This window comes from Bradyrhizobium sp. SZCCHNRI3043 (genome assembly GCF_032377735.1).
In the GTDB taxonomy this organism is placed as follows: Bacteria; Pseudomonadota; Alphaproteobacteria; order Rhizobiales; family Xanthobacteraceae; genus Bradyrhizobium.
The window spans coordinates 192700-218059 of record NZ_JAUHID010000006.1; the positions used below are offsets into that span (position 1 = coordinate 192700).

General features: G+C 65.4%; 27 protein-coding genes. 10 read left to right on the plus strand and 17 right to left on the minus strand.

Features of this window, described 5'->3' with window-relative positions:
- The first annotated feature begins 69 nt into the window (after positions 1 to 69).
- The 4 genes from QX124_RS15470 to QX124_RS15485 all read left to right on the plus strand — a co-directional run bounded on the left by QX124_RS15470 (position 70) and on the right by QX124_RS15485 (position 4321).
- A complete protein-coding gene (locus QX124_RS15470) occupies positions 70 to 516 on the plus strand; it encodes a VOC family protein (protein WP_315739613.1) in 447 nt (148 codons plus the stop codon).
- 132 nt (positions 517 to 648) lie between these two features.
- A complete protein-coding gene (locus QX124_RS15475) occupies positions 649 to 1779 on the plus strand; it encodes an Mrp/NBP35 family ATP-binding protein (protein ID WP_315797626.1) in 1131 nt (376 codons plus the stop codon).
- Between the two features lie 134 nt (positions 1780 to 1913).
- Positions 1914 to 3050, plus strand: coding sequence for a TRAP transporter substrate-binding protein (locus tag QX124_RS15480; RefSeq protein WP_409997703.1), 1137 nt, complete (start codon positions 1914 to 1916; stop codon positions 3048 to 3050).
- A 182-nt stretch (positions 3051 to 3232) separates the two neighbouring features.
- Positions 3233 to 4321, plus strand: a complete 1089-nt coding sequence (locus tag QX124_RS15485; RefSeq protein ID WP_315781107.1) for an ABC transporter substrate-binding protein — start codon at positions 3233 to 3235, stop codon at positions 4319 to 4321.
- 200 nt (positions 4322 to 4521) lie between these two features.
- Here the strand turns inward: QX124_RS15485 and QX124_RS15490 are convergent, their stop codons facing one another.
- Together QX124_RS15490 and QX124_RS15495 are read right to left on the minus strand one after the other, a co-directional pair.
- Positions 4522 to 6123, minus strand: a complete 1602-nt coding sequence (locus QX124_RS15490) for a TRAP transporter large permease subunit (RefSeq protein ID WP_315739619.1) — start codon at positions 6121 to 6123, stop codon at positions 4522 to 4524.
- The gene (locus QX124_RS15495; RefSeq protein WP_315739620.1) at positions 6120 to 6659 is read right to left on the minus strand and encodes a TRAP transporter small permease subunit; all 540 of its coding nucleotides are present in this window, start codon (positions 6657 to 6659) and stop codon (positions 6120 to 6122) included. Before QX124_RS15495 ends, QX124_RS15490 begins: the two co-directional genes overlap by 4 nt.
- Positions 6660 to 7193: 534 nt before the next feature.
- On the opposite strand from QX124_RS15495, the gene QX124_RS15500 reads away from it, so the two are divergent.
- Entirely contained in the window at positions 7194 to 7433 is a 240-nt protein-coding gene (locus QX124_RS15500; protein ID WP_315776912.1) for a hypothetical protein, read from the plus strand.
- A gap of 138 nt (positions 7434 to 7571) precedes the next feature.
- On the opposite strand, the gene QX124_RS15505 is transcribed toward QX124_RS15500, so the two are convergent.
- From QX124_RS15505 to QX124_RS15550, 10 genes are all read right to left on the minus strand, one after another.
- The gene (locus QX124_RS15505) at positions 7572 to 8462 is read right to left on the minus strand and encodes a cation diffusion facilitator family transporter (RefSeq protein WP_315739622.1); all 891 of its coding nucleotides are present in this window, start codon (positions 8460 to 8462) and stop codon (positions 7572 to 7574) included.
- A gap of 233 nt (positions 8463 to 8695) precedes the next feature.
- A complete protein-coding gene (locus QX124_RS15510) occupies positions 8696 to 8968 on the minus strand; it encodes a hypothetical protein (RefSeq protein WP_315717640.1) in 273 nt (90 codons plus the stop codon).
- Between the two features lie 336 nt (positions 8969 to 9304).
- The gene (locus QX124_RS15515; protein WP_315797627.1) at positions 9305 to 11566 is read right to left on the minus strand and encodes a DUF2235 domain-containing protein; all 2262 of its coding nucleotides are present in this window, start codon (positions 11564 to 11566) and stop codon (positions 9305 to 9307) included.
- Between the two features lie 155 nt (positions 11567 to 11721).
- Positions 11722 to 12111 (minus strand): nuclear transport factor 2 family protein, encoded by a 390-nt coding sequence (locus QX124_RS15520; protein ID WP_315781103.1) that lies wholly within the window; start codon positions 12109 to 12111, stop codon positions 11722 to 11724.
- Positions 12112 to 12364: 253 nt separating this feature from the next.
- Positions 12365 to 13045, minus strand: a complete 681-nt coding sequence (locus QX124_RS15525) for a spermidine synthase (protein ID WP_315797628.1) — start codon at positions 13043 to 13045, stop codon at positions 12365 to 12367.
- Between the two features lie 137 nt (positions 13046 to 13182).
- A complete protein-coding gene (locus QX124_RS15530) occupies positions 13183 to 14004 on the minus strand; it encodes a DUF2182 domain-containing protein (protein ID WP_315776908.1) in 822 nt (273 codons plus the stop codon).
- Between the two features lie 36 nt (positions 14005 to 14040).
- The gene (locus QX124_RS15535) at positions 14041 to 14673 is read right to left on the minus strand and encodes a DUF1326 domain-containing protein (RefSeq protein WP_315797629.1); all 633 of its coding nucleotides are present in this window, start codon (positions 14671 to 14673) and stop codon (positions 14041 to 14043) included.
- A gap of 150 nt (positions 14674 to 14823) precedes the next feature.
- Positions 14824 to 15855, minus strand: coding sequence for a GTP 3',8-cyclase MoaA (gene moaA / locus QX124_RS15540; RefSeq protein ID WP_315758957.1), 1032 nt, complete (start codon positions 15853 to 15855; stop codon positions 14824 to 14826).
- Positions 15856 to 16039: 184 nt separating this feature from the next.
- The gene (locus QX124_RS15545; RefSeq protein WP_315739633.1) at positions 16040 to 16432 is read right to left on the minus strand and encodes a hypothetical protein; all 393 of its coding nucleotides are present in this window, start codon (positions 16430 to 16432) and stop codon (positions 16040 to 16042) included.
- Positions 16433 to 16698: 266 nt separating this feature from the next.
- Positions 16699 to 17385 (minus strand): HAD family hydrolase, encoded by a 687-nt coding sequence (locus tag QX124_RS15550; RefSeq protein WP_315758956.1) that lies wholly within the window; start codon positions 17383 to 17385, stop codon positions 16699 to 16701.
- A 175-nt stretch (positions 17386 to 17560) separates the two neighbouring features.
- Between QX124_RS15550 and rpiA the strand changes: the two genes are divergently transcribed.
- The 4 genes from rpiA to QX124_RS15570 all read left to right on the plus strand — a co-directional run bounded on the left by rpiA (position 17561) and on the right by QX124_RS15570 (position 21146).
- Positions 17561 to 18253, plus strand: a complete 693-nt coding sequence (rpiA, locus tag QX124_RS15555) for a ribose-5-phosphate isomerase RpiA (protein ID WP_315797702.1) — start codon at positions 17561 to 17563, stop codon at positions 18251 to 18253.
- Positions 18254 to 18301: 48 nt separating this feature from the next.
- Entirely contained in the window at positions 18302 to 18823 is a 522-nt protein-coding gene (locus QX124_RS15560; protein ID WP_315739635.1) for a DUF2059 domain-containing protein, read from the plus strand.
- Positions 18824 to 18856: 33 nt separating this feature from the next.
- Positions 18857 to 20242, plus strand: a complete 1386-nt coding sequence (gene gor, locus QX124_RS15565) for a glutathione-disulfide reductase (protein ID WP_315797630.1) — start codon at positions 18857 to 18859, stop codon at positions 20240 to 20242.
- Between the two features lie 145 nt (positions 20243 to 20387).
- The gene (locus QX124_RS15570; RefSeq protein ID WP_315797631.1) at positions 20388 to 21146 is read left to right on the plus strand and encodes a DUF4336 domain-containing protein; all 759 of its coding nucleotides are present in this window, start codon (positions 20388 to 20390) and stop codon (positions 21144 to 21146) included.
- Between the two features lie 199 nt (positions 21147 to 21345).
- Here QX124_RS15570 and QX124_RS15575 read toward each other — a convergent pair whose 3' ends face one another.
- The 5 genes from QX124_RS15575 to QX124_RS15595 all read right to left on the minus strand — a co-directional run bounded on the left by QX124_RS15575 (position 21346) and on the right by QX124_RS15595 (position 24988).
- Positions 21346 to 21981, minus strand: a complete 636-nt coding sequence (locus QX124_RS15575; protein ID WP_315797632.1) for a LysE family translocator — start codon at positions 21979 to 21981, stop codon at positions 21346 to 21348.
- 173 nt (positions 21982 to 22154) lie between these two features.
- Positions 22155 to 22376 carry a hypothetical protein gene (locus QX124_RS15580; protein ID WP_315739639.1) on the minus strand — a complete coding sequence of 74 codons (222 nt, stop codon included), beginning with the start codon at positions 22374 to 22376 and terminating at the stop codon, positions 22155 to 22157.
- 36 nt (positions 22377 to 22412) lie between these two features.
- Positions 22413 to 22823 carry an SRPBCC domain-containing protein gene (locus tag QX124_RS15585; RefSeq protein WP_315758950.1) on the minus strand — a complete coding sequence of 137 codons (411 nt, stop codon included), beginning with the start codon at positions 22821 to 22823 and terminating at the stop codon, positions 22413 to 22415.
- Complete coding sequence (locus QX124_RS15590) at positions 22820 to 23143, minus strand: metalloregulator ArsR/SmtB family transcription factor (RefSeq protein ID WP_315772894.1); 324 nt, start codon at positions 23141 to 23143, stop codon at positions 22820 to 22822. The genes QX124_RS15585 and QX124_RS15590 overlap by 4 nt, the downstream gene beginning before the upstream one ends.
- Positions 23144 to 23281: 138 nt before the next feature.
- Positions 23282 to 24988, minus strand: coding sequence for a jacalin-like lectin (locus QX124_RS15595; RefSeq protein ID WP_315797633.1), 1707 nt, complete (start codon positions 24986 to 24988; stop codon positions 23282 to 23284).
- Positions 24989 to 25182: 194 nt separating this feature from the next.
- On the opposite strand from QX124_RS15595, the gene QX124_RS15600 reads away from it, so the two are divergent.
- Positions 25183 to 25323 carry a hypothetical protein gene (locus QX124_RS15600; protein WP_315739645.1) on the plus strand — a complete coding sequence of 47 codons (141 nt, stop codon included), beginning with the start codon at positions 25183 to 25185 and terminating at the stop codon, positions 25321 to 25323.
- The last annotated feature ends 37 nt before the right edge of the window (positions 25324 to 25360 follow it).

Genomic DNA, 25360 nt, shown 5'->3' on the forward strand with positions numbered 1-25360 from the left:
ACGGCTTGCAAAGCCGTCATCCGGCAACGAAATCCAGTCAACCAACGAACCAGCCAGGGAGTATCTCGCATGGGCGTCAGCGTCGGCGTGCTCGATCATTTCAACATCCGGACCCGCAACCTCGCCGAGACCGTGCGCTTCTACGAGGACGTGCTTGGGCTCGAGAACGGCGCCCGGCCGAACTTCGCCTTTCCCGGCGCCTGGATGTACAGCGAGGGCCGCCCGGTGGTGCACCTGGTCGACATCTCGCCGACCTCGGAGGCACAGAAGCCGGACTCTGGCGTCGTCCACCATGTCGCCTTTGTCAGCCGCGGCTTTGCCGGCATGAAGGCGCGGCTCGTCGCCAAGGGCATGCCGTTCGACGCGCGGCAGGTGCCGGGTGGGGACCTGTGGCAGATCTTCGTGCGCGACCCCAACGGCGTAACGATCGAGCTCAATTACGAGGCGGCCAAGGAGCAGGCCGACGACGCGCCGGTGGAGACCGCCGGCGACATCGGAACCAAGGTGGCGTTTTGAGCCGGCCGGCCTTATGAAGCAGCGCAACGCAGGGCCGGGGCGGTCCCGTCGCGGACGACGGAAGATCATGTCCGGTCAACAGGATAGGGCGCGACGATGTGGCGCGTTCTGAACTTCTTCAGGAGACGCGCCGTGAGCGTGACGCAGCAGCAGGTTATCGAGGCACTCAAGCGGGTCCGCTCGCCGCGCGGCGTGGCGCTGCCGGACGCCGGCGTGCTCTCGCCGATCACGGCCAATGACGGCAAGGTGTTCTTCTCGATCAATGTCGAGGCCAGCGAGGCCCGCGCCTGGGAAGACACCCGCGCGAAAGCCGAAGCCGCCGTGCGCGCCATTCCCGGCGTGACCATGGCGATGATCGCGCTGACCGCCGAGCGCAAGGCGGGCGCTGCCGCCCCGCCGCCGCGGCAGAGCGGCGTGCAGCCGGTCGCGGCGCATCGTCCGCATCAGCACCAGCATCCGGCCGACTCGCCGATGTCCCGGCAGGCTCCGATCCCGGGTATCGCTGCCGTCATCGCGGTAGCCTCGGGCAAGGGCGGTGTCGGCAAGTCGACCACCGCGATCAATCTCGCGCTGGGCCTGCGCGATCTCGACCTCAAGGTCGGGCTGCTCGACGCCGACATCTACGGCCCCTCGGTGCCGCGACTGACCGGCCTGCAGGAAAAGCCCAAGCTCACCGACGACAAGAAGATGATTCCGCTGTCGCGGTTCGGCCTGTCGATCATGTCGATCGGCTTTCTCGTCGACGAGGACAGCCCGATGATCTGGCGCGGCCCGATGGTGATGTCGGCCATCAACCAGATGCTGCGCGACGTCGCCTGGGGTACGCTCGACGTGCTCGTCGTCGACATGCCGCCGGGCACCGGCGATGCCCAGCTGACTCTGGCGCAGAACGTGCCCCTGAAGGGCGCCGTGATCGTGTCGACGCCGCAGGACCTGTCGCTGATCGACGCCCGCCGCGGGCTTGCGATGTTCCGCAAGGTCAACGTGCCCGTGCTCGGCATCATCGAGAACATGAGCTACTTCCAGTGCCCGCAATGCGGCACCCGGTCCGACATCTTCGGTCATGGCGGCGCGCGCCACGAGGCCGAGCGGCTCGGCGTGCCGTTCCTCGGCGAGATCCCGTTGCACATGGACATCCGCACGACGTCCGATGCGGGCAATCCGTTGGTCGAGAGCGAGCCGAACGGTCCGCACGCGGCGATCTACCGGAGCATCGCCGCGTCGGTGCGGGATCAGCTCAAGGACGCCATCGCCGCTGCTTGATGCACTGCAGCGAAGCGCGTGCGACTATTGGACCGTTTGTCATTCCAACGTCGCGTTTTCGCTTAACCGGTTCCGTGCTAAAGCCCGGCCCGGATCGCCTTCGACCGTGTGCGGCCAATCGCATCGGCGGATAAATGCTTTTTCAACGGGAAACGCCCCCAACAAGGAGATGCCCTAATATGAAGCGTCGTGATTTTCTGAAGGTTTCGGCCGCCGGTGCCGCGGCGACGGGGGCCATCGCCTCGCCGGCGATCGCGCAGTCGTCGCCCGAGATCAAGTGGCGGTTGACCTCGAGCTTCCCGAAGTCGCTCGACACGATCTATGGCGGCGCCACCGAGCTGGCCAAGTACGTCGCCGAAATGACCGACAACAAGTTCCAGATCCAGGTGTTCGCGGCCGGCGAAATCGTTCCCGGCCTGCAGGCGCTGGACGCGACCGCCAACGGCACCGTCGAGATGTGCCACACGGTGTCGTATTACTACGTCGGCAAGGACCCGACCTTCGCGATCTTCGCTTCGGTGCCGTTCGGCCTCAATGCCCGGCAGCAGAACTCCTGGCTGTATCAGGGCGGCGGCAACGAGCTCGCCAACGAGTTCTACAAGAAGTTCGGCGTGATCGGCTTTCCCTGCGGCAACACCGGCACCCAGATGGGCGGTTGGTTCCGCAAGGAGATCAAGACCGCCGCCGACCTCTCGGGCCTGAAATTCCGCATCGGCGGCATCGCCGGCCAGGTGCTGCAGAAGCTCGGCGTCGTGCCGCAGCAGCTCGCCGGTGGCGACATCTACCCGGCGCTGGAGAAGGGCACCATCGACGCGGCCGAGTGGGTCGGCCCCTATGACGACGAGAAGCTCGGCTTCCAGAAGGTGGCCAAGTACTATTACTATCCGGGTTGGTGGGAAGGCGGTCCGACCGTCCATGCCTACACCAACCTGGACAAGTGGAATTCGCTGCCCAAGAGCTACCAGGCGATCCTGACCAACGCGACCATGGCCGCGAACACTTGGATGGCGGCGCGCTACGACATGCAGAACCCGTCGGCGCTGAAGCGCCTGGTCGCCGGCGGCACCCAGTTGCGCCCGTTTACCAACGAGGTGCTGGAAGCCTGTCTCAAGGCGACCAACGAGCTTTGGGGCGAGATCTCGGCCAAGAATCCCGACTTCAAGAAGTCGATCGATGCCATGCAGGCCTACCGCTCGGACGAATATCTGTGGTGGCAGGTCGCCGAATACACCTACGACAGCTTCATGATCCGCTCGCGCACCCGCGGCTGATCTTCAGCATTTCGATCGGCGGATAGACATTGAGCCCGGCCTCGCAAGAGGCCGGGCTTTTGCGTTGCATTGCGACATCGTTTTGCAATGGCACTCCGACGCACTTTGATCCACACTGGAACTAAGCCTCGCAAGAAGGCTGCCCAGGAAACGAACACAATCACCACAAGGGAGGAAAGAGCATGAAGCGGAGAGACTTCATCAAGGTCACCGGGCTCGGCGCTGCAGGCGCCGCCGCGATCGCATCGCCCGCGATCGCGCAATCGATGCCGGAGATCAAATGGCGCATGACCACGAGCTGGCCGAAATCGCTCGACACGCTGCATGGCGGCGCCGAGATCATGGCCAAGATGATTGGTGAGGCCACCGACAACAAATTCCAGATCCAGACCTTCGCCGCCGGCGAGATCGTGCCCGGCCTGCAGGTGCTCGACGCCGTGCAGAACGGCACCGTCGAGATGGGCCACACCGCGTCCTACTATTATTTCGGCAAGGACCCGACCTTCACCTTCGGCTCGTCGGTGCCGTTCGGCCCGAACATGCGCATCAACCAGGCCTGGTACCTGATGGGCGGGGGCAAGGAGATCCTCAACGAGTTCTACAAGAGCTACAACGTCACCTCGCTGCTGGCCGGCAACACCGGCTGCCAGATGGGCGGTTGGTTCCGCAAGGAGGTCAACTCCGTCGACGATCTCAACGGCATGAAATTCCGCATCGGCGGTTTTGCCGGGCGGGTGCTGCAGAAGCTCGGCGCGGTGCCGCAGCAGATCGCCGGCGGCGACATCTATCCGGCGCTTGAGAAGGGCACGATCGACGCCGCCGAATGGGTCGGTCCCTATGACGACGAGAAGCTCGGCCTCTACAAGGTCGCGCCGCACTACTACTTCCCCGGCTGGTGGGAGGGCGGGCCGATGCTGCTCGCCATGATCAACCTCGACAAGTGGAACGCGCTGCCCAAGCACTATCAGAAGCTGATCGAGCAGGCCGGCCACTACTCCAACAACTGGATGATGGCCAAGTACGATTCCGCCAACCCGCTGGCGCTGCGCAAGCTGATCGCCAGCGGCGCCAAGCTGCATCCGTTCCCGGCTCCGGTCATGGAAGCCTCGTTCAAGGCCGCCAAGGAGCTGCATGCCGAGGTCGCCGCCGGCAATCCAAACTTCAAGAAGGCGCTGGACTCGCTCACGGCCTATTCGGGTGCGGGCTATTCCTGGTTCCAGGTCGCCGAGGTCGGCTACGACAACTTCATGGCCCGGCGGTCGCAGAGCTGAGCGAGATTCCGTCGTTGCGAGCGCAGCGAGGCAATCCAGGGCTGCGCGCGTGCCCCTGGATTGCTTCGGCGCAAGGGCGCCTCGCAATGACGCGCTGATAGAGACGGCCCCAAACAGGTCCCAAACAAAAGAGGCGGCCCCAAACAAAAACCCCGGAAGCGGAGCTTCCGGGGCTTTCTTCATTCGGTCGGAGCCGCCGTCTACTGCTTCGGCGCGCCGAAATCCAGCGGCGGCAGATCGATCTGCGGCACCTCGATCTTGACCTTGTCGAGGTCGACCTGGACCGGCTTGTCGAGCAGGCCGGTCACCGTGACCGGGAACGCGATTACGAGCAGCACCATGATCGCCTGCAGGCCGATCCATGGCATCGCGCCCCAATAGATGTCGGAGCTCTTCACTTCCTTCGGCGCGACGCCGCGCAGGTAGAACAGCGCGAAGCCGAACGGCGGATGCAGGAACGAGGTCTGCATGTTCACGCACAGCATGACGCCGAACCAGATCAGGGCGGCCTCCGGGCCGACCACCGGCGCCAGGATCTTCTGCGCGATCGGTGCGATCATCGGCAGGATGATGAAGGCGATCTCGAAGAAGTCGAGGAAGAAGGCCAGGAAGAAGATGAAGACGTTGATGAAGATCAGGAAGCCCCAGACGCCGCCGGGCAGGGAGGTGAGCAGGTGCTCCAGCCATTCGCCGCCGGAGACGCCCTGGAACACCACCGAGAAGCAGGTCGAGCCGATCAGGATGAAAGTGACCATGCAGGTGATGCGCATGGTTGTCTCGTAGCCCTGCTTGATCAGGTCGCGCAGGTCGGGGAGGGCGACGGCGCGGATGCAGAGCCAGGCAACCGCGAGATAGGTGACCGCGAAAGAGAGCTTGAATGCGAGGTTCTCGGTGAACAGCATCGCGATGATGGTGCCGATGCCGGCGGCGACGACGCCGACGATCAGGATGCTGCGATCGCTCTTGGTGAACTCCTTGTGGTGGATCACCGCCAGCACGATCGCGCCGACCGCGCCCATGGCGCCGGCTTCCGTCGGCGTGGCCAGGCCCATCATCATGGTGCCGAGCACGACAAAGATCAGCACCGCCGAGGGAATGATGCCCATCAGGCACTTCTTCCACAGCGCCCAGCCGGTCAGCGTACGCGCCTCCTTCGGCACCGGCGGCAGGTGGCCCGGCTTGACCAGGCCGAGCACGAAGGTGTAGCCGGCGAACAGCACGACCTGGAAGATCGAGGGGCCCCAGGCGCCGAGATACATGTCGCCGACCGATTTGCCGAGCTGGTCGGCCAGAACGATCAGCACCAGCGACGGCGGCACCAGCTGGGTGATGGTGCCGGACGCCGCGAGCACGCCGGTGATGTAGCGCATGTTGTAGCCGTAGCGCATCATCACGGGCATCGAGATCATCGCCATCGCGATCACCTGTGCCGCCACCGTGCCGGTGATGGCGCCGAGGATGAAGCCGACGATGATGACGGAATAGCCGAGGCCGCCGCGGATCGGCCCGAATAGCTGGCCCATCGAATCCAGCATGTCCTCGGCGAGCCCGCATCTCTCCAGGATCGCACCCATGAAGGTGAAGAACGGGATCGCGAGCAGCAGGTCGTTGGCGAGCACGCTGCCGAAGATGCGGCCCGGAATCGCCTGCAGGAAGTTGAGGTCGAAGAACCCTAAGTCGATGGCGAGGAAGCCGAACGACAGGCCGACGGCGGCGAGCGTGAACGCCACCGGGAAGCCGATCAGCATCGCCAGGACCAGGCCGCCGAACATCAGCGGCGGCATCATCTCCAGCGTAATCATTGCGTCGGCCTCTCGTATTTGGCGTCGATCGTCACTTCACCGCGCAGCGCGGCGGCGCGCTTGATCACCTCGGAGAGGCCCTGCAGCGCCAGCATCACGAAGCCCGCGGGGATGGCGAACTTCACCGGCCAGCGAAGCAGGCCGCCGGCATTGGCCGACATCTCGTTGACCGAATAGGACTGCATGAAGAACGGCCAGGACAGGTAGGCCAGCAGCAGGCAGGTCGGGATCAGGAAGAACAGCGTGCCGATCAGATCGAGCCAGAGCTGGCCGCGCTCGGACAGATAGAGATAGAGCAGCTCGACCCGAACATGCTCGTTGCGCCGGAAGGTGTAGGAGGCGCCGAACATGACCAGCAGCGCGAACATGTACCACTGCAATTCCAGCCAGCCGTTCGACGAGTAGCTGAAGGCATAGCGGATCATGGCGTTGATCGCGCTGACCAGGCAGGCCAGCAGAACCATGATATTGCAGACGTAACCGATCTTTTCGTTGAGCTGATCGATGGCGTTACTGATTGCCAACAAGGGGCGCATCATTGTCTCCGCTGCGGGCGCTGTCAGACGAGCGCGCCTGAGCTCTCAGGAGGCACGGCTTCGCGATCACGCAGAACGTGCATGTCGTCATGACGGCGCGCTTGAAGCGAATCCAACGAAACGTCCTCCCCCTCGATGCCTTCAGCTCTTGTTCGGCGCTTGTATGAAGGGCGAGCGCCCATCGGCCGCGCTGGGCCTGAAAGCGGGGGCACCATTTCAGCGCGCCGTCCTGCCGTCAATCGGAAAATGGACACATTGACGCGCCGGCAACAGTCTGGCGGCGCTGGCTAAACCCGGGTCCGGGGGGCGGCGTCCGGCCTGCCGAAAGAGCGGGCAGTTCGCTGCCGGCCGTCCATCGCTCCGATGGGGGCGGCCGTGGAGGATGGTCGCGTGGGCTGTCTGGGGCGGAGTGCGGGATCAGAATGTGGTGTGCTGATCCGGCGAGGCGTCTGATCCCCGGCAAGGGAACGTTGGCGTGGGGCCACAAGCTGGATAAAAGCGTCGTCGTGGACGTTTGATGCAGGGAACAACCGGATGAGCAAGCCGAGCAAGACCGAAGCCGAACTGATCGCGATGGCGGTGGCCGAGCTGAAGGCTCATACCGAGTACGCCGAGGGCATTCGCATCGCGGTCGTGCGGGACGGAAATTCCTGGGAGTTTCGCGCCAGTGCCGATCAGGAGACGATCGGCAGGCCTGGCTATCCCGAATGCGTCGCCATGTTGGTCCAGATTGGAGACCATCTGTCGAAGCAGTACGCGCTCCAGGAGAAGTGAAATGGCTTCGTGACCGCTGGCGGCGGGCACTCCGACACCGTCGAACCCGCAGGCATCTGCGGGATGCCAGGGGCCTGACCCGACGCGGCGAGCCTCCTCAAAAATCAAAAAACTGGCCGCGCCGCCTGATGTGCGGCGCTACAGCACCACCACGCCGGAATGCTTGGCCTTGTTCTCGGGTTCGACGTGGATGGTGATCCAGCTGTGCTCGTCGTGCTCGCGCAACGCTGCCTCGATCCGATCGCAGATTTCGTGCGCCTGGTTGACCGACATCTCGCCGGGCACCACGAGGTGGAACTCGATGAAGGTCAGCTTGCCGGCATGGCGGGTCCGGACATCATGCGCCTCCAGCGCGCCGCCGGCATGCTGACTGATGATCAGGCGAATGCGCGCCAGCGTGGCGTCCGGGACCGCTTCATCCATCAGCCCGCTGGTGGATTCCTTCAGCACCTGCCATCCCGACCACAGGATGTTCACGGCGACCAGCACGGCCAGCGCCGGATCGAGGATCGGCAGCTGCAACATCACCGCGAGGCCGAGGCCGACCACGACGCCGCCCGAGGACACGACGTCCGTCAGCAGATGGCGTCCGTCGGCCACCAGCGCCGGCGACCGCAGCCGCTTGCCCCGCGTGATCAACAGCCAGCACCAGACCGCATTGATCGCGCTCGCCAGCCCATTCACCGCGAGCCCTTCGACGGGCGCCGAAAACGGCCGCGGATTGAAGAAATTCCCGTAAGCCTCATGGATGATGAGCAGCGCCGCCACGACGATCATGACGCCCTCGATCACCGCGCTGAAATACTCCACCTTGTGGTGGCCGAACGGATGGTTGGCGTCGGCGGGCTTGGCTGCGATGCGCACCGCGACGAGCGCGACGGCGGCGGTGACGACGTTGACGATGCTCTCGAGGGCGTCCGAGTACAGCGCGACCGAGCCGGTGATCCAATAGGCAAGATACTTCAGGCCGAGCACGATCGTTCCGACCACGAGGCTGCCGATGGCGAGCTTGAGCGATTGCGAGGCCATGATGTCCTGATCCGATCCCGCGCTGGGGTACTCAACGCTGCGGCGGAACGCAACCTCCGCTGCCGGCCGCTCGCTATCGGAAAAGCTGATATCCTCGGTTCATCGCCGTTGCGAATGCGCCGGGCGCGGCGTTGCCGCGAGCGCAATATGATCTGTGGAAAACAGAAAGGCCGCGCCCACGGACATGGACGCGGCCTTGTCGCGGCAAGCGCCGATAGCAATGACGCCGCCGACTACTTCTCTTTGATGACCGTGGTGGTGCTGGTGGAGCTGCCGACCGTGCCTTCGTCCTCGCAGACCTTGGTCTGGCGGATGCGGTCCTCGGCTTCCACGCGGCTGGTGAACGCCATCGGTCCGATCTGCGTGACGACCTCGCGGTCGGCGGGGCGAGTGGTGGTGATGGTGCAGCGATGGCTCGGTCCCTGCACGATGTAATACTCGTCCGCGAGCACTGGCGCGACCGATCCGATGATCACTGCGCCGGCTAGAAGAAGGGGTGCTTTCATTGTCGCCTCTCTTTCCAAGAACAGCCAAAAGGGGAGCGGGATTCGATGAGGAGTTGTCTGCCTCATCGTTCGATGCTCCGCCTTTGCAACTCGGCCGGCTGGTCGGGGTTCCGGTACGCCACGCGCAGCCTGTGTTGATGCGATGCAGTGTCGGCAGCGATGGACGCGAGATCCCGTCAGGATCCAGCGACACGCGCGCACGCCCGCCGTGGCGCGCTTGCCAGTGTCCCAAGCGCGTCGCGCCGCGGTTGGCAGGCGAACATCGATCACGACCTCGTCCGTGCATCGACGGACGTCGCGATATCGACGAGCCGGCGCACTGGCGGCGGTAGCGATTCAGAGCAGCCTGACGGTCACCTTCGCCTTGCCGGTATTGTTCGGATAGAATGCATCGTACACCCAGGGCAGCCCGATCACGGCGTCGTTGACATAGAGGAACAGCTCACCGCCGCGCTCGGCCTTGAACCTCGCCTTGTAGGCCTGAGGCGTCGTGTTGGGGGCGGGAACGGGGTCGAGGAAATATTCGTCGACTCCCGTCTCGCCGACCCTGGCGATCAGCCGATACCAGGGCCGGAAGAGAACGCGGCGCAGCAGGATGCCTGCGTAGAACGTCCCGCGGGCGTAGCCCCGGACCGTCGAGGTGCGATAGCCGGCGGGCGTGACCGGATGCCCGGCGTCCTCCCACGGGTCGGTCATGGTGACGACGATCTCGTAGGAGAAGCCGGGACGGACTCTCAACCCGGTGGGAGCGCAAACCGCATCGGTCGAGAAATCCCTGGCATCCTGCGGAATGCCTTTGTCGACCGCGACGAGCTCGTGGGCAGGGGTGCCATGGCAGAAGGCGCCCATCGAGTCCGCGGCGTTGAACAGGACATGGCTGATCAGCGTGGCCGCGAGCCAGACGGTGCCGAGCGCGAGCAGCAACGGGCCGACATGCCGCTTGCCGTTCCTGATGGCGAACTGATAGGCGCGATTGGTCCGGAGGGCGTAGATGGCTTGATGCATCGGGCCGGACAGCATCGGGGGCGCTGCTCGTTCGCGCCAGATCACGCGCATCAGGTCGCTGATGCTGTCGCTGAGGAATGTCCCGGCCGCAATCAGCGCGACGAGGATGATGATCCCGCCGGCGAACCATTCGGGATTGGCGGCATACCAGTCCGTCCACCAGTGCAGCGATGTCGGCAGGAACGATTCGACCAGCCGGACCGCCTCGGAGACCATCCTGATGCGCGAGTCGTATTCGTGCGTGCGATCGAGGTCGTGGAACAGCCAGAAGGCCGCGAGGTGGAGGGAGGCCGCCAGCGTCGCGAAATAAGCGAGACGTCTGAACCACACCAGATTCCACAGCTTTTCCTGGGCCGCGAACCGGGCGGCCGCTCCGGCCGGCGTTTCGAACGTGGTCGGCCCGAGAGGCGCCAGCGTGCCGTCGTAGCGGACGATGACGTAGGTGTCCGGCAAGCCGATGGGCGCATAGGCATTGCAGCCGCTGTCGATGCGGTCGAAGACGCTTTCGTGAATCTTCGGCATCGACACCTGGACGCCCGCCGCCGGGTCGTTGCACAGCTCCGACACCTTGCGCGGGCCGTATCGATAATAGGAGCCGAGCCCGGAGCGCGAGTTGTAGAGTCGGCCGTCCTTGTCCTGTGACGTGACGATCGACTTGATCGCATCCGGATCGGCCTCGGGCGCGGTCTTGAAGACCAGGCCGCGTTTGACGGCCTCGTCCAGGAGCCAGGTCAGGGGGACGTAGGAGAGGGAATCGTCCGGATAGCCGCCGCCGACATTGGCGTGCATGCCGACGAACCAGACCTGCACCAGTCTTTCGTCATCGATCGTTTTGGCATCCTGCGGCTTGGTCTCACCCGCCTCGGTCCAGAGCACCGGATGGAAGGTCGTCCTCTCGTCGTCGAGCGCGAGTGCGTGGCGCGCGCATGTCACCCGCGGACTGAGCACGCGATTGGGGAGCTCGAGCGGCCACACCCAGTTGGAGATGCCCCGCGTCATCTCGTCGATCGGAAGTCCATAGGCCGCGACGGTGTCCCACAGCCCGATGAACTCGATCGCCGGGAGGCTTTTTCGCACGATGAGGTCGAGCGATTTGCGGCCCATGATGCGGTCGATCACCGGCACCAGCACATGATCGCGAAGCCAGCGGAACAGCACCTCGATCCGCCAGATCGAATGGTATCCCTTGGCGCGATAGGCGCGATAGGCCTTCACGGCGCCGTCGTGCAGCTCAGCCTCGGTGTCGGCAACGATCAGCCCCTGATCGAGCATCAGCGCGGCGAGCACCCGGACGGTGAAGGCGCCGCGGCTGAAGCCGAACAAATAGATCTTCGAGCCGTCCGCGTGGTCGTAGTTGCGGCAGACGAACTTATAGGCATCCAGGATGTTGCGCTTGAGGCCGAAGCCGAACGCGCCGCCGAGCAGGGCGAGCGGAACGAACGACGATGTGCCGACGCCGTCATCATACTTGGCCGCCTGGGCATTGCCCTGCAGGTCGAGCGCCTGGAATATGCGCCAGACGTTGGTTCGCCACACGCTCGAGGCGGCGTTGCCTGTCCCGTCGGACAGGATGATGATCTTGGGACTCGCCATGCAAAGGACCCCGCTCGACATTCAGAGCCGAGGAGCGGAAGCGTAAACCGCGCGGGGGAGAAATCAACCTGAGATGGTATGGCGCCTTCTGCTGCGTGGCGGGAGGCTCGGGTGCGCCGCTGGAGCGACGCGGCGGGCGGGTAAAAAATGCACTGTCACCGAAATGCTCCGACGTGCTCGACGAGATGCGCGCGCGAGGGCGCTGCGTCGAAGGGATCACTGAAATATTGCGTCTCGTGCGCCACTCCGCCGTCGCGGAACTCCATGATGCTCACCACGTAGGAGGGTGCGCCATCATAGGTCAGGACCAGTTCGGTCACCCAAAGATCGCCGCTGCCCAGGATCCGCCGCACTGAGAAGCGCTTGTGGTTGGGCTGCACGAAGCGGCTTTCCTGAATGTTGCGCCGGCCGTGGATCCGCTCGCCCGATTGCGGATAATCCAGCATGGCATCGTCGCGATAGATGGCGTGCTCGGCCTCAAAATCATTTGCGTCCGATGCATCCCAATGGTGCTGCAGGGCAGCGCGCGTGGCGCGGTCATCCATGGCAATCTCCCATTCAGCTGCGCGCTCTCGTTGCAGAGCTACAGTCTGCGGGCCGGAGAATGGAGCATCCTCGAGGCTTTCGCGCGTGGATGCGGGCATCCGCAGGCCTCGCAGCCGCTGACGCATCATAGGACGATGGCCGACGTGTCACCACTCCGATCCGAACGGGAGATGTGAGCGAGGTGACCCAGTCGCTGGAGAGAGTTCTCCGGGCCAGTAGCACCGCGCTGAGCTACGCGCGGCAACGACGCTGTCACGCTGGACGGGTGGCAATCCAGATCACGTGGCGGGCGCCGCCGCCACCGCGGCCGGTGGCGCGGATGTTGATCTCCTCGGCCGCGAAGCCGGCCTTGCGCAGGCGCGGGGCGAAACGATCGTCGGGATGTGACGACCACACCGCCAGCACGCCGCCGGGACGCAAGGCGGCGAAGGCGGTGCGCAGGCCGGTGGGATCGTAGAGCGCGTCGTTGGATTGCCGTGTCAGTCCCTGCGGGCCGTTGTCGACGTCGAGCAGGATCGCGTCATAGGCGCCGCGTGCGGCGGCGATCAGCTTCACGACGTCGGCCTCGCGGATGTCGACGCGCGGATCGGCAAGGCTGGCGCCGGACAATTCGGCCATCGGCCCGCGCGCCCAGGCGATCACTGCCGGCACCAGCTCGGCGACGGTGACGCGGGCCTGCGGACCCAACACTTTCAGTGCCGCCCGCAACGTGAAGCCCATGCCGAGGCCCCCGATCAACAGCCGTGGAGCGGGCTCGGCCTTGATGCGGGCGCAGCTCAGGGTCGCCAGCGCCTCTTCGGATCCGTGCAGCCGGCTGTTCATCAGCTCGTTCGAACCGAGCTTGATCGAGAACTCCTTGCCACGCTGCATCAGCCGCAGCGGCTCACCGCCGCCGGGCACGTCTGCGGTGTCGATCAGCTTCCAGGGAATCACGGGCGTCTCGCGTTAATTCGGTTGCGGCATTCCAGGCGACAGAGTCGCCACGCTGGAGCCTGCTTACCATGTTGCCCGCATCCCGTGCCAAGGGGCAGTCGCCACTCTCGCGACGACCTGCATCGCGTCGTTGCGCGTCATTGCGGTGGGGACACCAGCATCCAGGCGCCCGCGGCACTGCAAGCAATGCCGGCCGCGCGCGCGATCCATCGTCCGACCGGAGTCAGTTTCTCAAACAGCACGAGCAGGGTCAGAATGGCAATCCACATCACGCTCATCACCCCGCCGACGAACAGCAGCGCCATCAGAGCCCAGCAGCAGCCGACGCAATAGCCGCCGTGTCGAAGGCCCAGCAGCAGGCAGCCCTGCAGGTCGCCGCGAAAGCCGCCGTGGCGCATCAGGAACATTAGCGGCGACTGGCATTGGGCAAGGCAGGCGCTCTTCAGCGGCGTCCACTGATAAACGCCTGCCGCGATCAGCACGATGGCGCCGAGCAGATGGTTGTCGATCGCCATCCGCGAATCCAGCAGCGCAGTCCGCTCCACAACCCATTGCAGGCAGGTCGCCACCAGCGAAAAGCCGCTCCAGGCGAGCAGATAGCCGGCCGCAAACCAGCCGGTCGCCGCGAACGGCTGGCCCCGCGCGCGGCCGTGTCGACCCACACGGGCATACATCAGGACCATGGGCGCGGCCGAAGGCGCCATCATCCCGACCATCATCACCGCCCACATCAGGAACACATAGGCGAATTCGATCGCGCGCCAGGGCTCGCTGGCCGGCAACATGATTCCGATGCCGGCCGGGATCATGCGAAAGCCGGTCATGTCCATGCCGCCCATGTCCATGTCGTTGGCGAGCCAGAGCACATAGGCCCATGCCAGGGCAACCATGATCGCGATCGCGCCGCCCACGATCCAGCGATCACGCCGCAGTACGGCTTCCAGGGCGCTGCCCGTCATCTGCAAGGTGGGTTGGCGGCCTTGCCGCACGTCGCATCAGGCCTGGTTGGACCAACTGATCGACGCGTACAGGCCGTTCTTGCCGGAATTGTCCCAGCGCATGCCGTGATCGTTGTAGGTGTTGCCCGCAGCGCCGACGGCCAGCGCCATCCGGTCGGGGCTGACGGGATGGCCGATATTCACCCACATCTCACCGCTCGGATGCATGGTCGGCAGCGGATCGACGGACATGTGCAGAATGTCGGCGATGTCGGCGGACCGCGTCTTGCCGTCGATCCGGAAGGTGATGGCGACCTTGCGCACGCCGAGATTGGTGCTGATCAGCGGCGTGAACGCAGCCATCGGGCCGCCGGCAGCCCCGGTGAAGATCGCGGCCATCGCCTCGGTCTGCGGATCGTCGGCGCGCTGATCGATATAGGCGGCGATCGACCAGTCTCCCTCCGCCATCACGCCGGGCGCATGGAGCATCACCGCCGCGTTGAGGCCATCGAGCGCGACATCGCCATAGCGGCCGGTTTCGATGTGGAACAGCAATGGTACGTTGCAAAAGCCCTCGGTCGGTTGCGCGGTCAGGGGAGGGGCGGCCGACATGAGGCACGGACACAGCAGGCTGCAACTGCAATTCTCGAAATAGTCACCGGACAGGTGCCATGCGACTGGGTCTGCCATCGCTGTCTCCCGCTAGGCCGAACCGACAAATTGCTTTCGAATGCGCGATCTGCAGTTGAAAGCTACGCCGCACGGGGACGTGCCGCAAGCCTAGAAACGATGAGGTTCCGACTGCGATTGATCGCAGGGCCCGATGGTTATGGACGCCGATTACCCGCCCGTCACGCTCATGTGCCGGCTGACGCTCGGACGGTTGTGGCGGCGGTCGATGATGAAGTCATGGCCCTTCGGCTTGAGGCCGATGGCGCGGTCGATCGCGGCGCTGAGCTCCTCGTCGCTGGCCGAGGCACGCAGCGGCTTGCGCAGGTCGGAGGCGTCCTCGTGGCCAAGGCAGGTGTGCAAGGTGCCGGTGCAGGTGACGCGCACGCGGTTGCAGCTCTCGCAGAAATTATGCGTCATCGGCGTGATGAAGCCGATCGTGCCGCCGGTCTCGGCGACGCGGACGTAGCGGGCAGGGCCCCCGGTGGTCTCGTCGAGATCGGTCATGGTGTAGGTCTGCGCCAGGCGCGCGCGCAGCAGCGACAGCGGCAGATACTGGTCGATGCGGCCTTCGCCGATCTCGCCCATCGGCATCACCTCGATCAAGGTCAGCGCCATGCCCTTGCCGTGCGCCCAGTCGATCAGCGAGGGGATCTCGTCCTCGTTCATGTTCTTCAGCGCGACCGCGTTGATCTTCACGGCGAGACCTGCGGCGCGCGCCGCCTCGATGCCGGCCAGCACGCGGTCGAGATCGCCCCAGCGGGTGATGGCGCGGAACTTGTCAGGGTCGAGCGTGTCAAGCGAGACGTTGATGCGGCGGACGCCGCAATCGGCGAGCTCGGCGGCATATTTGGCGAGCTGCGTCGCGTTGGTCGTCATCGTCAGCTCGTTGAGCGCGCCGCTCTTCAGATGCCGCGACAGCGAGCGGACCAGGCCCATCACGTTGCGCCGGACCAGCGGCTCACCGCCGGTGAGACGGAGCTTCTTGACGCCCTTATGGATGAACGCCGAGCACAGCCGGTCGAGCTCCTCAAGCGTCAGCAGGTCGGCCTTCGGCAGGAAGGTCATGTCCTCGGACATGCAGTAGAAGCAGCGCAGGTCGCAGCGGTCGGTCACCGAGACGCGCAGATAGCTGATGCGGCGACCGAACGGGTCGGTCATCGGGCGCGTCAGGGCGGTGTCACTCAACGTCTCTGCGGTCATGAAAAGCCTTGGCTGGTGGCGGCCCAGGTGGCGGCGATGCCACGCGGCGGCCGCGCAAGCGCGGCCGGATGTCGGTCTCATGACAATCTAATCATGATCGGCGCGCCTCACAATCATCGACGTGGATCCGTCGATGCTGCAATGCAGCTTCGCCCTGGCAGGTGGCGCGCGGGACGATGGTCCGCTACTGGCGTCCCGGCGCCGGGGCGGGGAAGGCTGAACCGGTGGTCGCGGGCGCCGCCGGCGCAGCGGCCGATTTCTGCGGCTTCGGCTTCTTCGGCCGCATGTGCTTGACGGCCTTCGGCGGCGTACCCGGCATCGGCTGCAGCTCGGCGACCACCGGGCTCGGGTCCATCACGACGGGCGGCGAGCTGTTGAAATCCCCGGTGTTGCGGATCACCTGCACCGGGATGGTCGCGGGCTGGTACCTGTCCATCGTGAAGGTGACGCTGAAGCCGGCATCGGGCGCCGGCACCGAGACCGAGCACGGCGTCTTGCAGCCCGGTCCGAGCGAGGTCTTGGCGTCGGCGCCCGGCGGCACCGAGTCGAGCTGCACCGGCACCTCGGGCGCTGCCATCTTGAAGCTGTCCATGGAGAAGGATGAGCATCCGGCCAAGCCGGCTCCCGCAACCGCAATTGCGATGACACGCCGCATCATGATGTCCGCCCCACAACCCTGCGGCCATCGGCCGCAATCCCAGGGCGACCATAGGAGCGTCAGAACAGCGGCGCAACTGCGGTCAACCCTATTCTCAACAGAACGTTAATGCACCGCAAGGTGCGGATTCAGGTCGACAGGGCAGTGGGTTAGGTTGCGATGCGGCAGTGGAATCGCAAGTCCGCTCAGGCGATCCTGAGCGATGGGCTGAGGGCCGTGACGGCCGCCGGCAGCTCGCGCATGTGGTCGATCAGGTGGTCCGGATTGAGCTCCGCGATCGGTACGTCGGTATAGCCGAAGGTGCAGCCGATCACCGGCACGCCGGCGCGGCGGGCGGCGCCGACGTCGGTGCCGGCATCGCCGACCATGATCGCGGCCCCGATCTCACCGCCGGCCTGCGCGATGGTCTGGCGCAGGATCGCCGGATCCGGCTTGGCGACCCCGAACGTGTCGGCACCGCAGATCGCGGCGAAGCGGGAGGACAGGCCGAGCTGGTCGAGCAACCGCTTCGACAGCCATTCCAGCTTGTTGGTGCACACCGCGAACTGGCAGCCGCGCGCGGCGAGGTCGTCCAGCGCCGACTCCAGCCCCTCGAAGGGACGCGATTCGACCGCGATGTTGTCGGCGTAGAAATCGATGAAATCGGTGGTGAGGCGGCCGATGTCATCGGTGCTGGCCAGGCGACCCTCCGCCTCCAGCCCGCGCTCGATCAGCTTGCGGGCGCCGTGGCCGATCATCTTGCGGGCCGAGGCCAGCGGCACCGGCCGCAGACCCTCGCGCTGCAGGATGTGGTTGAGCGCGCTGATCAGATCCGGCGCCGTGTCGACCAGGGTGCCGTCGAGATCGAAGACGATGGTGCTGGAGATGGGCATCGGTATCCGCTAGCGGCCGGCTCATGTCCTTGCAAGAGGCCCGCAATGGCTTTTTGTCCGATTTCGTGGCCGGCGAGAGCTAGGCCCCGCGTCAAAACATCGCTAGATATGCGCCGGCTTTCGGCCCCCGTCCGTGGGGGTCTCGGGGTGCGAAAGGGCGGGTTCCTTGGTCGACATGGATGCATTGAAGCGGCAGGCGGCGGCGCGTGCGCTGGAAGAGGTCGAGAGCGGCATGAAGCTCGGTCTCGGCACCGGCTCGACGGCCAAGCATTTCGTCGATCTGCTCGGGGAAAAGGTGCGCGCCGGCCTCAAGATCGTGGGCGTGCCGACCTCGGAGGCGACAAGGGCGCAGGCGCAAGCGTGCGGCGTGCCGCTGACCACGCTCGATGAGATCGACCGGCTCGACATCACCATCGACGGCGCCGACGAGATCAATCCGGCGCTCGACCTGATCAAGGGCGGCGGCGGCGCGCTGCTGCGCGAGAAGATCGTCGCCAGCGCCTCGGATCGCATGATCGTGATCGCCGACGACAGCAAATGGGTGGCGCGGCTCGGCCGCTACCCGCTGCCGGTCGAGGTGGTTCCGTTCGGCCTCGCCGCGACCCAGCGCGAGATGAGTGACGCCTTCGCCACGGCCGGCGTGTCCGGGCCGATGAGCCTGCGCAAGTCCGCAGACGGCCACGTTTTCGTCACCGATGGCGGCCACTGGATTATCGACGTCCGCCTTGGGGAGATCGTGGATCCCCCGCGCCTGGCGGGTCTTTTGAGCGCAATTCCGGGCGTGGTCGAGCATGGGCTGTTCATCGGCCTCGGCAGCACGGCGATCCTGGCAGGCGCACAGGGAATTCGCGTTATCCAGCGGCCCTGAGCGCGGCACGAGGCTGTGCTCAGGGCGGCAACTCACAGGAGACTTGGAATGAAGAGCGTGTTCAGAATCTTGCCGGCCGCCGGAATCGTACTGGCCTTGGCCTCGGCAAGCCCGGTTGCGGCGCAGGGGCAGGCACCGGCGCTGAAGCCGGCCTCGCCCGCCTGCATGGCCGGCGCGCGCGAGATTCTGGGGATGAAGAACGCGGCTGCGATGTACGCCAATGCCGTCCCGGGCATCGTGCAGCAGACCAAGCAGGCGCTGCTGCAGTCCAATCTCAACTACCAGAAGGACCTCGACGAGGTCGCCGTCTCGGTCGCGCAGACTTATGCCGGCAAGGAGAAGGAGATCGGCGAGAAGATGGCGCAGATCTACTGCAACGAGTTCTCCGACCAGGAGATCGCCAACCTCGTCGCCTTCTACAAGTCAGCCATCGGCCAGAAGCTGCTTGCGGCGGAGCCGAAGGCGATCCAGATGAGCATGCAGGCGATGAACCTGTGGGCGGCGGAGTTTTCCGACACCGTCACCGCGCAGTTCCGCGCCGAGATGCGCAAGCGCAACAAGCCGATCTGAGGCTTGCGGCCGAAAGGCCAGGTCGGGGGAGAGATGGCTGAATTCGACGTCGACCTGTTCGTGATCGGTGGCGGCTCGGGGGGCGTACGCGCCGCCCGCATCGCCGCCGGCTATGGCGCCCGCGTGATGGTCGCCGAAGAATACCGCATGGGCGGCACCTGCGTGATCCGCGGCTGCGTGCCCAAGAAGTTGTTCGTGATCGGCTCGCATGTCCGCCAGGAGATCGCCGATGCCGCCGGCTTCGGCTGGACCATCCCGACTGCGACCTTCGACTGGCCGACGCTGATCAGGAACAAGGACAAGGAGATCGCGCGGCTCGAGGCGGCCTACACCAGCAACGTCGAGAAGTCTGGCGCCAGGATCGTCAAGACCCGCGCCGTGCTCGAGGACGCCCACACCGTGCGGCTGACGACCGGCGAGACCGTCCGCGCCAAGTACATTCTCATCGCGACCGGCGGAGCGCCCAACCACGGCACGCCGATTCCCGGCATCGAGCACGTCATCTCCTCCAACGAGGCGTTTCATCTCGACGAGCTGCCGCGCCGCATCGTGATCCAGGGCGGCGGCTACATCGCACTCGAATTCGCCTGCATCTTCGCCAATTTCGGCGCCGACGTGACCGTCGTCTATCGCGGCGACAACATCCTGCGCGGTTTCGACGAAGACGTTCGCCGCCACGTCCGCTCCGAGATGGAGAAGGAAGGCATCACCATCCTGACCGGCTGCACGGTGACGAGCGTCGACAAGCACGGCCAGGACTACACCACGCATCTGTCGAACGGCTCCAGCATCGCCTCCGACAAGGTGATGTTCGCGATCGGCCGCCATCCTGCCGTGGCCAATCTCGGCCTGGAGAAGGCCGGCGTCGCCATCAATCCGAGGAACGGCGGCATTGCGGTGGATGCGTTCTCGCAGAGCTCGGTGCCGAGCATCTACGCGATCGGCGACGTCACCCATCGCTTCAACCTGACGCCGGTCGCGATCCGTGAGGGCCACGCCTTCGCCGACACCGTGTTTGGCGGCAAGACCGTTCGCGTTGATCACGCGGACATTCCGACGGCCGTGTTCTGCCAGCCTGAAGTGGGCACCGTCGGTCTCACCGAGACGCAGGCGCGCGAGCTGTACGACCGCGTCGACATCTACAAGACGAACTTCCGCCCGATCAAGGCGACGATGTCCGGCCGCGACACCCGCGTGCTGATGAAGCTCGTCGTCGACGGCGCCAGCGATCGCGTGCTTGGCTGCCACATCGTCGGCGACATGGCCGCCGAAATCACCCAGGCCGTGGCGATTGCCATCAAGATGAAGGCGACCAAGGCCGATTTCGACGCCACTATCGCGTTGCATCCCTCCGCCGCCGAGGAGCTGGTGACGATGCGCACGGTGACCGAGCGCCACATGCGGCAGGCGGCGGAGTAGGGCGCCAACTGCTTTTGGGGCTCGTGCGCGGCCGGCGCCCGTAGCGACTGCGGTGGGCCGGTGCTCACGGTCTGACGACGGTCCACACCGTGGCCGATCGGGCTTGCTGCCGTTGGAACCGCTCAGCGGTTGGAGAGCGACCAGCATGTCCCAAGATGATTGCCTTGCGACCTATCCGCCGCTGAACACCCTGAAGCCCGTTGCCGAGAACATCTGGATCGTCGACGGGCCCGTGATCCGCTTCGGCATTCCCGGGCTGAAATTTCCGTTTCCCACCCGCATGACCGTGGTGCGATGCGCCTCCGGAGATCTGTTCATCCACTCGCCCACGCCGCTGACGCCGGCGCTGCGGGCCGAGATCGACCGGGAGGGCCGCGTGCGCGACATCATCGGTCCGAATCGCATCCACTATTGGTGGATCCCCGACTGGCAGGCGGCCTTTCCCGACGCGGCGATCTATCTGGCGCCGGGCATTCGCGCGAAGGCGAAGGGCCGCATCGAATTCGAGGGCAGGCCGCTGGATCGCAGCGGTGGCTATCCCTGGGATGATGAGATCGCGACCTTGCCCGTCGTCGGCAGCTATATGACGGAGGTCGTGTTCTTCCATCGCCCTTCGCGCACGCTGATCCTGACCGATCTGATGGAGAATTTCGAGCCGGCCAAGATCGGCGCCGGCTTGGCGCGCTACCTGAGTTGGATCGGGGGCGTCGGTCCGCCGCATGGCGGCCTGCCGCGCGATCTCCGGCTGACATTTACCTGGCGGCACCGACCCGAGTTGCGGGCGGCCGTGGAGACCATGCTTGGGTGGCACCCCGAGCGGATCGTGATCGCCCATGGCGCCTGGCACCGGACTGACGGCACCGAGATCCTGCGCGAGGCATTCTGCTGGTTGTTGCGACCTTGAACCGCCGGCTGGGCTTCACGAGACCGGCCTTCGTGATGCCGTGCTTTTCTCGTCCCGCGACGGACGTATAAGCTCGTGCGATTGAGGTTGGCGCCAGGCATCCCTCGGCCGCGGAGGAGCTGGTGACGATGCGCACGGTGACCGAGCGCCACGTGCGGCAGGCGGCGGAGTAGGTGGACGACCGCGACGCGCGGACGGGTCAGAGGCCGGCTCGCCGGTAAAGCGCAAGGGCGCCGGCAAGGCTCAGCAGCGCGCTGCCGCAGATGCGATCGAGCCAGAGGGCACCGGAGCGCTTGAGGAAACGCATCGCTTGCGAGCCCGCGCTCGCGTAGGCGAGCATGATCAGGACATCGAGCATCGCGAAGGTGAGGGCCAGCGTGAGATATTGCGGCAGCTGCGGCGCGGACGGCACCACGAACTGCGGCAGGAATGCCGAGAAGAACAGATAGCCCTTTGGATTGGTGATCGCGACGAGGAAGCTTTTCAGAAACAGCGCGTGCGGCTGTCGTGACCCGTCCTTGCCGTCTGCGGACGCCGCAAGGTCGATCGACCCGCTGGACCGCAGCAGCATGAGCCCGAGATAGGCGAGGTAGGCCACGCCGATCGACTTCACGACCGAGAACCAGAATTCGGAAGCGGCCAGCAGCGCGCCCAGGCCGACCGCGACGGCGCCGATGAGGATGAAGTCCGAAGCCACCGCGCCGGCGATGCCGGCCCAGGCGCGGCGTACACCGACACGCGAGCCGTTGGTGAGGGCCAGCAGCACCGTCGGACCGGGGGTCGCGATCCCGATGAAGGCGACGATGGCGAAGCTGAAGAGCGTAAGAGCGTTCACGTCAGAATGGCCTCGTTGGCGGAAGACGCGCCAGTAGGGCGCGGTTCGGCCGCGAACGCAAGACGTTCCTTGGAGGCGGCCAGCGATCGTCTTCGCTGACGCACGCTCGACCTGCCGGATCGCCAAGAGGCTTGACTCCCTCCCGGAAAACACCGCTGGGCGCGATTGCCCGTTCAGCGCTCCACCCGCGAGGCGGTCAACTTCGTCGCGACGTAGGGCAGCGCGAACAGATACAGCCCCGTGCCGAGCAGCACGATGAGCGGAATCAGCGCCAGCAGGCCGACCCACAGCGGGGCTTGCGTCTGCGTCATCGCGGCGATGTTGACGATGACGGCGACCGTGAAGGCGATCGATACCCAGCGATGGACCTGCCGGACGGTGTTGTTCCAGTTCAAGTGCTTCTCCCCTGATGACGTCGTGATGCGCACGCCTCAGCCGAGGCGCGCGACGCTCTGTTCGAGCGCATCGAAGAATTTCGGCCAGCCATAGCGTGCGCCCTGATAGGCGCGGGTCTGGTCGGCTGCGAAGCCGGTCTGCTCCATGCGCAGGTGCGTGCCCAAGGCGGTCGGCGTCAGCGTCCAGGTCACGACGCTGTCGAGGCCAGCCGCCGCCCAGGTGTAGGACAACGTCTTGTGCGGCTCGATGGTCACGACCTGGCAGTCGACGACGCCCCAGTCGGCCTTCAGCTTGAAGCGATGATCGACCGCCGGCGCGAAATCATTCGTCATCAGCCACTCTGCGATCAGATGCGGCTGCGTCAGCGCGCGCCAGAGTTTTTCGGGCGGATGCGCGAATTCGCGCTCGACGACGACGGTGCGGGTTTCTGGCGCAGGTGAGCTCATTGATCCATCCTGTTGAGCAGAGTGTCGAGTTCGTCGAACCGGCTCTCCCAGAACGCAGCCATCCGGCTGGTCCAGTCGAGCAGCGGCGCCAGCGCCTTCGGTTGCGCACGGTAATGCGTCTGGCGGCCTTCGTGACGCTCCCGCACGAGGCCCGCCTGCTTGAGCAGGCCGAGATGCTTCGACACCGCCGGCTGCGATACGCCGGCCTTGGCCGTCAGCGCCCCGACGGTCTGCTCGCCATGCCGGCACAGGCCTTCGAAGATGGCGCGCCGCGTCGGGTCGGCAAGCGTGCGGAACAGCATGTCGGGAGAGCGCGGCATTCAATCCATAACTCGTTGGTTATGGGTTTATCCATAACCGAACGGTTATCGATCGGTCAAGCGCAAGCTTCATCCTTGATGATCGATCGGGTGATCCGGACGGCATGCCGCCCGGATCACCGCTGCGTCACGATGCGATCAGGGCGTCAGCGTCCACAGCTGAGATCCCGCTGCCGCGGCGGTCAGCAGCTGGTTGCCGACCGAGGTGCCGTTCTGGCTGACGACCTCGACCGGATAGCTGCGCAGCGCGATCGTGCCGGTCGCAGCATCATAGCGGAAGCGCTGGTTGTTGTTGCCGGTGCAGGTCCAGATGATCAGTTGTGCACCATCGCCATAGGTGCCGTTGTTGTCCAGGCAGTAGTGCGGATCCTGCATGCTGCGGATCATGCCGCTGGCGTCGTCGTAGCTCCAGGTCTGGTTGGCGGCGCCGGTGCAGTACCACTGGATCACGGCCGTGCCGTCGGCCATCGCGCCGCCATTGACGTCCATGCACAGCGCGGACGTGCGGTTGACGATGCGGACAGGCTGGCGCGATGGTGGCGCGGCGCTGGAGACCGGCGCGTAGACGACGCCGAGCTTGTCGATCCCGTCACCGGACCGGCCATGGAAGCCGGTGATCTGCCAGCCGCTCGGCGCGGCGTAGCTGGTGCAGGTCGCGGTGGTCGTGCCGCCCGCCAGCGTGCGGCCCGTGCTGGTGGTGAACGCAATCCGGAAGATGCGCGTATGGCCCTGGTACTGATCGCTGCACAGACCGACCGAGGTGAGATATTCGCCGCTGCCGAGCGTCAGGCTCTGCGCCGTGCCGCCGGTGCCGCCATGGCTGTAGACATAGCCGTTGGAGAGCGTCAGTTCGACCTGGTCGACCCGGCTTCCGGTGCGGATGGTCAGCTTGCTGACCGCGGGATCGGCGGGCAGCGCCGATGAATCATTGTAGCTCGTGCCATGCGGGCCGCCGAACTGATCGCTCAGCCTGCGGTTCGCGGCCGTCGAGAAGCTCCACTTCACCTCGATCGGGTGATGGTCGGAGAGCTGCGCGCCGCTCGAATCGAGCGCGTCCTGCCGGTCGACATAGGACGTGGCCTGCAGGTTGAGGACGCCGTTGTTGCGCCACAGCACCTTGTCGACGATCTCGCAATCCGGCCGTGCCGTCTGGGGATCGCCGCAGACCAATGCAGCGCCGATCGGAGGCACGCTGCCGCCGCGCATCGTCTCGATCCAGGCATCGCTGAAGCCGTGATGCAGGAATTCCCACATGTTCTGGCCGGCCCGCGTGTAGCGCGTGTTGGTGTCGCCCATCACCATGACGGCATTGCCGGCGGAATTCGCCTCGATGTAGCTCAGGATCTGCACCACGTCGGACTCGCTATAGGCGAGATCGGTGGAGGACGTGCCGGACTGGGCGTGCAGGTTGTAGAAGTCGAGATAGACGCCCTCGGCGAGGCGGGTGCGGACCAGGGAGAATCCCTTCGGCGTCAGCGCGTCGGAATCGGCCCGCTTGGTCCAGGTGACGCGATCGAGATCGTCGAACGCGTAGGTGCTGAGCGTGTTCATGCCGTCGCCGATTCCGGCCGTGCCCGAGGTCGGCGTGCGATACGGATGGTTGTCGCAGGTGTCATAGAGCGCGGCGTGCCAGAGAAAATCCTCCTGCACGTTGACGATGCCGAACTGGCGCAGGTAGCAGCTGATCACGCGCGAATGTGCGTCGCTGCCGCCGTTATAGGCGGTCGGCGTTTCCGCCACGTTGTAGGTCAGCGTGCTGAACGTTCCGTCGGCTGCGTGTAGCGCGCTGCCGAGCAGACTGGCGCATCCAAGCGCGATTGCGCCCGCCCATAGGCGAAGTGTCATTGGTCGAATCCCCTCGATGATGCCGGATAACGGGGCGCGCGATATCATCTGTCGCGTGTCGGCCTGATGACGGATCGATGCATGTTCTCTGCGCGGCGTGTCGGAACAGCGGGTGCAAGCTGGAGTTGCTGCGCTTCCGCACGGCCCTTTCGCCTGCGCTCTCCGATCGTCGGCGGCCATAGTGGCGGTTCGGGATGACGAGCGGAGAAAGGCCGACCAACCCCGCTTCTTCCGGCTCGCTGGGCGTCCTTGTCTTCCGTGAGATCAACGACGCGCTGTTCAGGAAGATCATCCTGAGCATTCTGCTGGCGTCAGGGCTGCTGCTGGCCGTCTGACGGGAGGGACGTCGTTGCTTGCTGAGCATTGCGGGTG

Bases quoted from the DNA above. Each gene is read 5' to 3' on its own strand.
- QX124_RS15470 (WP_315739613.1), top strand. From the start codon at position 70: ATGGGCGTCAGCGTCGGCGTGCTCGATCATTTCAACATCCGGACCCGC.
- QX124_RS15480 (WP_409997703.1), top strand. From the start codon at position 1,914: ATGCTTTTTCAACGGGAAACGCCCCCAACAAGGAGATGCCCTAATATG.
- QX124_RS15485 (WP_315781107.1), top strand. From the start codon at position 3,233: ATGAAGCGGAGAGACTTCATCAAGGTCACCGGGCTCGGCGCTGCAGGC.
- QX124_RS15490 (WP_315739619.1), bottom strand. From the start codon at position 6,123: ATGATTACGCTGGAGATGATGCCGCCGCTGATGTTCGGCGGCCTGGTC.
- QX124_RS15495 (WP_315739620.1), bottom strand. From the start codon at position 6,659: ATGCGCCCCTTGTTGGCAATCAGTAACGCCATCGATCAGCTCAACGAA.
- QX124_RS15500 (WP_315776912.1), top strand. From the start codon at position 7,194: ATGAGCAAGCCGAGCAAGACCGAAGCCGAACTGATCGCGATGGCGGTG.
- QX124_RS15505 (WP_315739622.1), bottom strand. From the start codon at position 8,462: ATGGCCTCGCAATCGCTCAAGCTCGCCATCGGCAGCCTCGTGGTCGGA.
- QX124_RS15510 (WP_315717640.1), bottom strand. From the start codon at position 8,968: ATGAAAGCACCCCTTCTTCTAGCCGGCGCAGTGATCATCGGATCGGTC.
- QX124_RS15515 (WP_315797627.1), bottom strand. From the start codon at position 11,566: ATGGCGAGTCCCAAGATCATCATCCTGTCCGACGGGACAGGCAACGCC.
- QX124_RS15520 (WP_315781103.1), bottom strand. From the start codon at position 12,111: ATGGATGACCGCGCCACGCGCGCTGCCCTGCAGCACCATTGGGATGCA.
- QX124_RS15530 (WP_315776908.1), bottom strand. From the start codon at position 14,004: ATGACGGGCAGCGCCCTGGAAGCCGTACTGCGGCGTGATCGCTGGATC.
- QX124_RS15535 (WP_315797629.1), bottom strand. From the start codon at position 14,673: ATGGCAGACCCAGTCGCATGGCACCTGTCCGGTGACTATTTCGAGAAT.
- moaA (WP_315758957.1), bottom strand. From the start codon at position 15,855: ATGACCGCAGAGACGTTGAGTGACACCGCCCTGACGCGCCCGATGACC.
- QX124_RS15545 (WP_315739633.1), bottom strand. From the start codon at position 16,432: ATGGCAGCGCCCGAGGTGCCGGTGCAGCTCGACTCGGTGCCGCCGGGC.
- QX124_RS15550 (WP_315758956.1), bottom strand. From the start codon at position 17,385: ATGCCCATCTCCAGCACCATCGTCTTCGATCTCGACGGCACCCTGGTC.
- rpiA (WP_315797702.1), top strand. From the start codon at position 17,561: ATGGATGCATTGAAGCGGCAGGCGGCGGCGCGTGCGCTGGAAGAGGTC.
- QX124_RS15560 (WP_315739635.1), top strand. From the start codon at position 18,302: ATGAAGAGCGTGTTCAGAATCTTGCCGGCCGCCGGAATCGTACTGGCC.
- gor (WP_315797630.1), top strand. From the start codon at position 18,857: ATGGCTGAATTCGACGTCGACCTGTTCGTGATCGGTGGCGGCTCGGGG.
- QX124_RS15570 (WP_315797631.1), top strand. From the start codon at position 20,388: ATGTCCCAAGATGATTGCCTTGCGACCTATCCGCCGCTGAACACCCTG.
- QX124_RS15585 (WP_315758950.1), bottom strand. From the start codon at position 22,823: ATGAGCTCACCTGCGCCAGAAACCCGCACCGTCGTCGTCGAGCGCGAA.
- QX124_RS15590 (WP_315772894.1), bottom strand. From the start codon at position 23,143: ATGCCGCGCTCTCCCGACATGCTGTTCCGCACGCTTGCCGACCCGACG.
- QX124_RS15595 (WP_315797633.1), bottom strand. From the start codon at position 24,988: ATGACACTTCGCCTATGGGCGGGCGCAATCGCGCTTGGATGCGCCAGT.
- QX124_RS15600 (WP_315739645.1), top strand. From the start codon at position 25,183: ATGACGAGCGGAGAAAGGCCGACCAACCCCGCTTCTTCCGGCTCGCTG.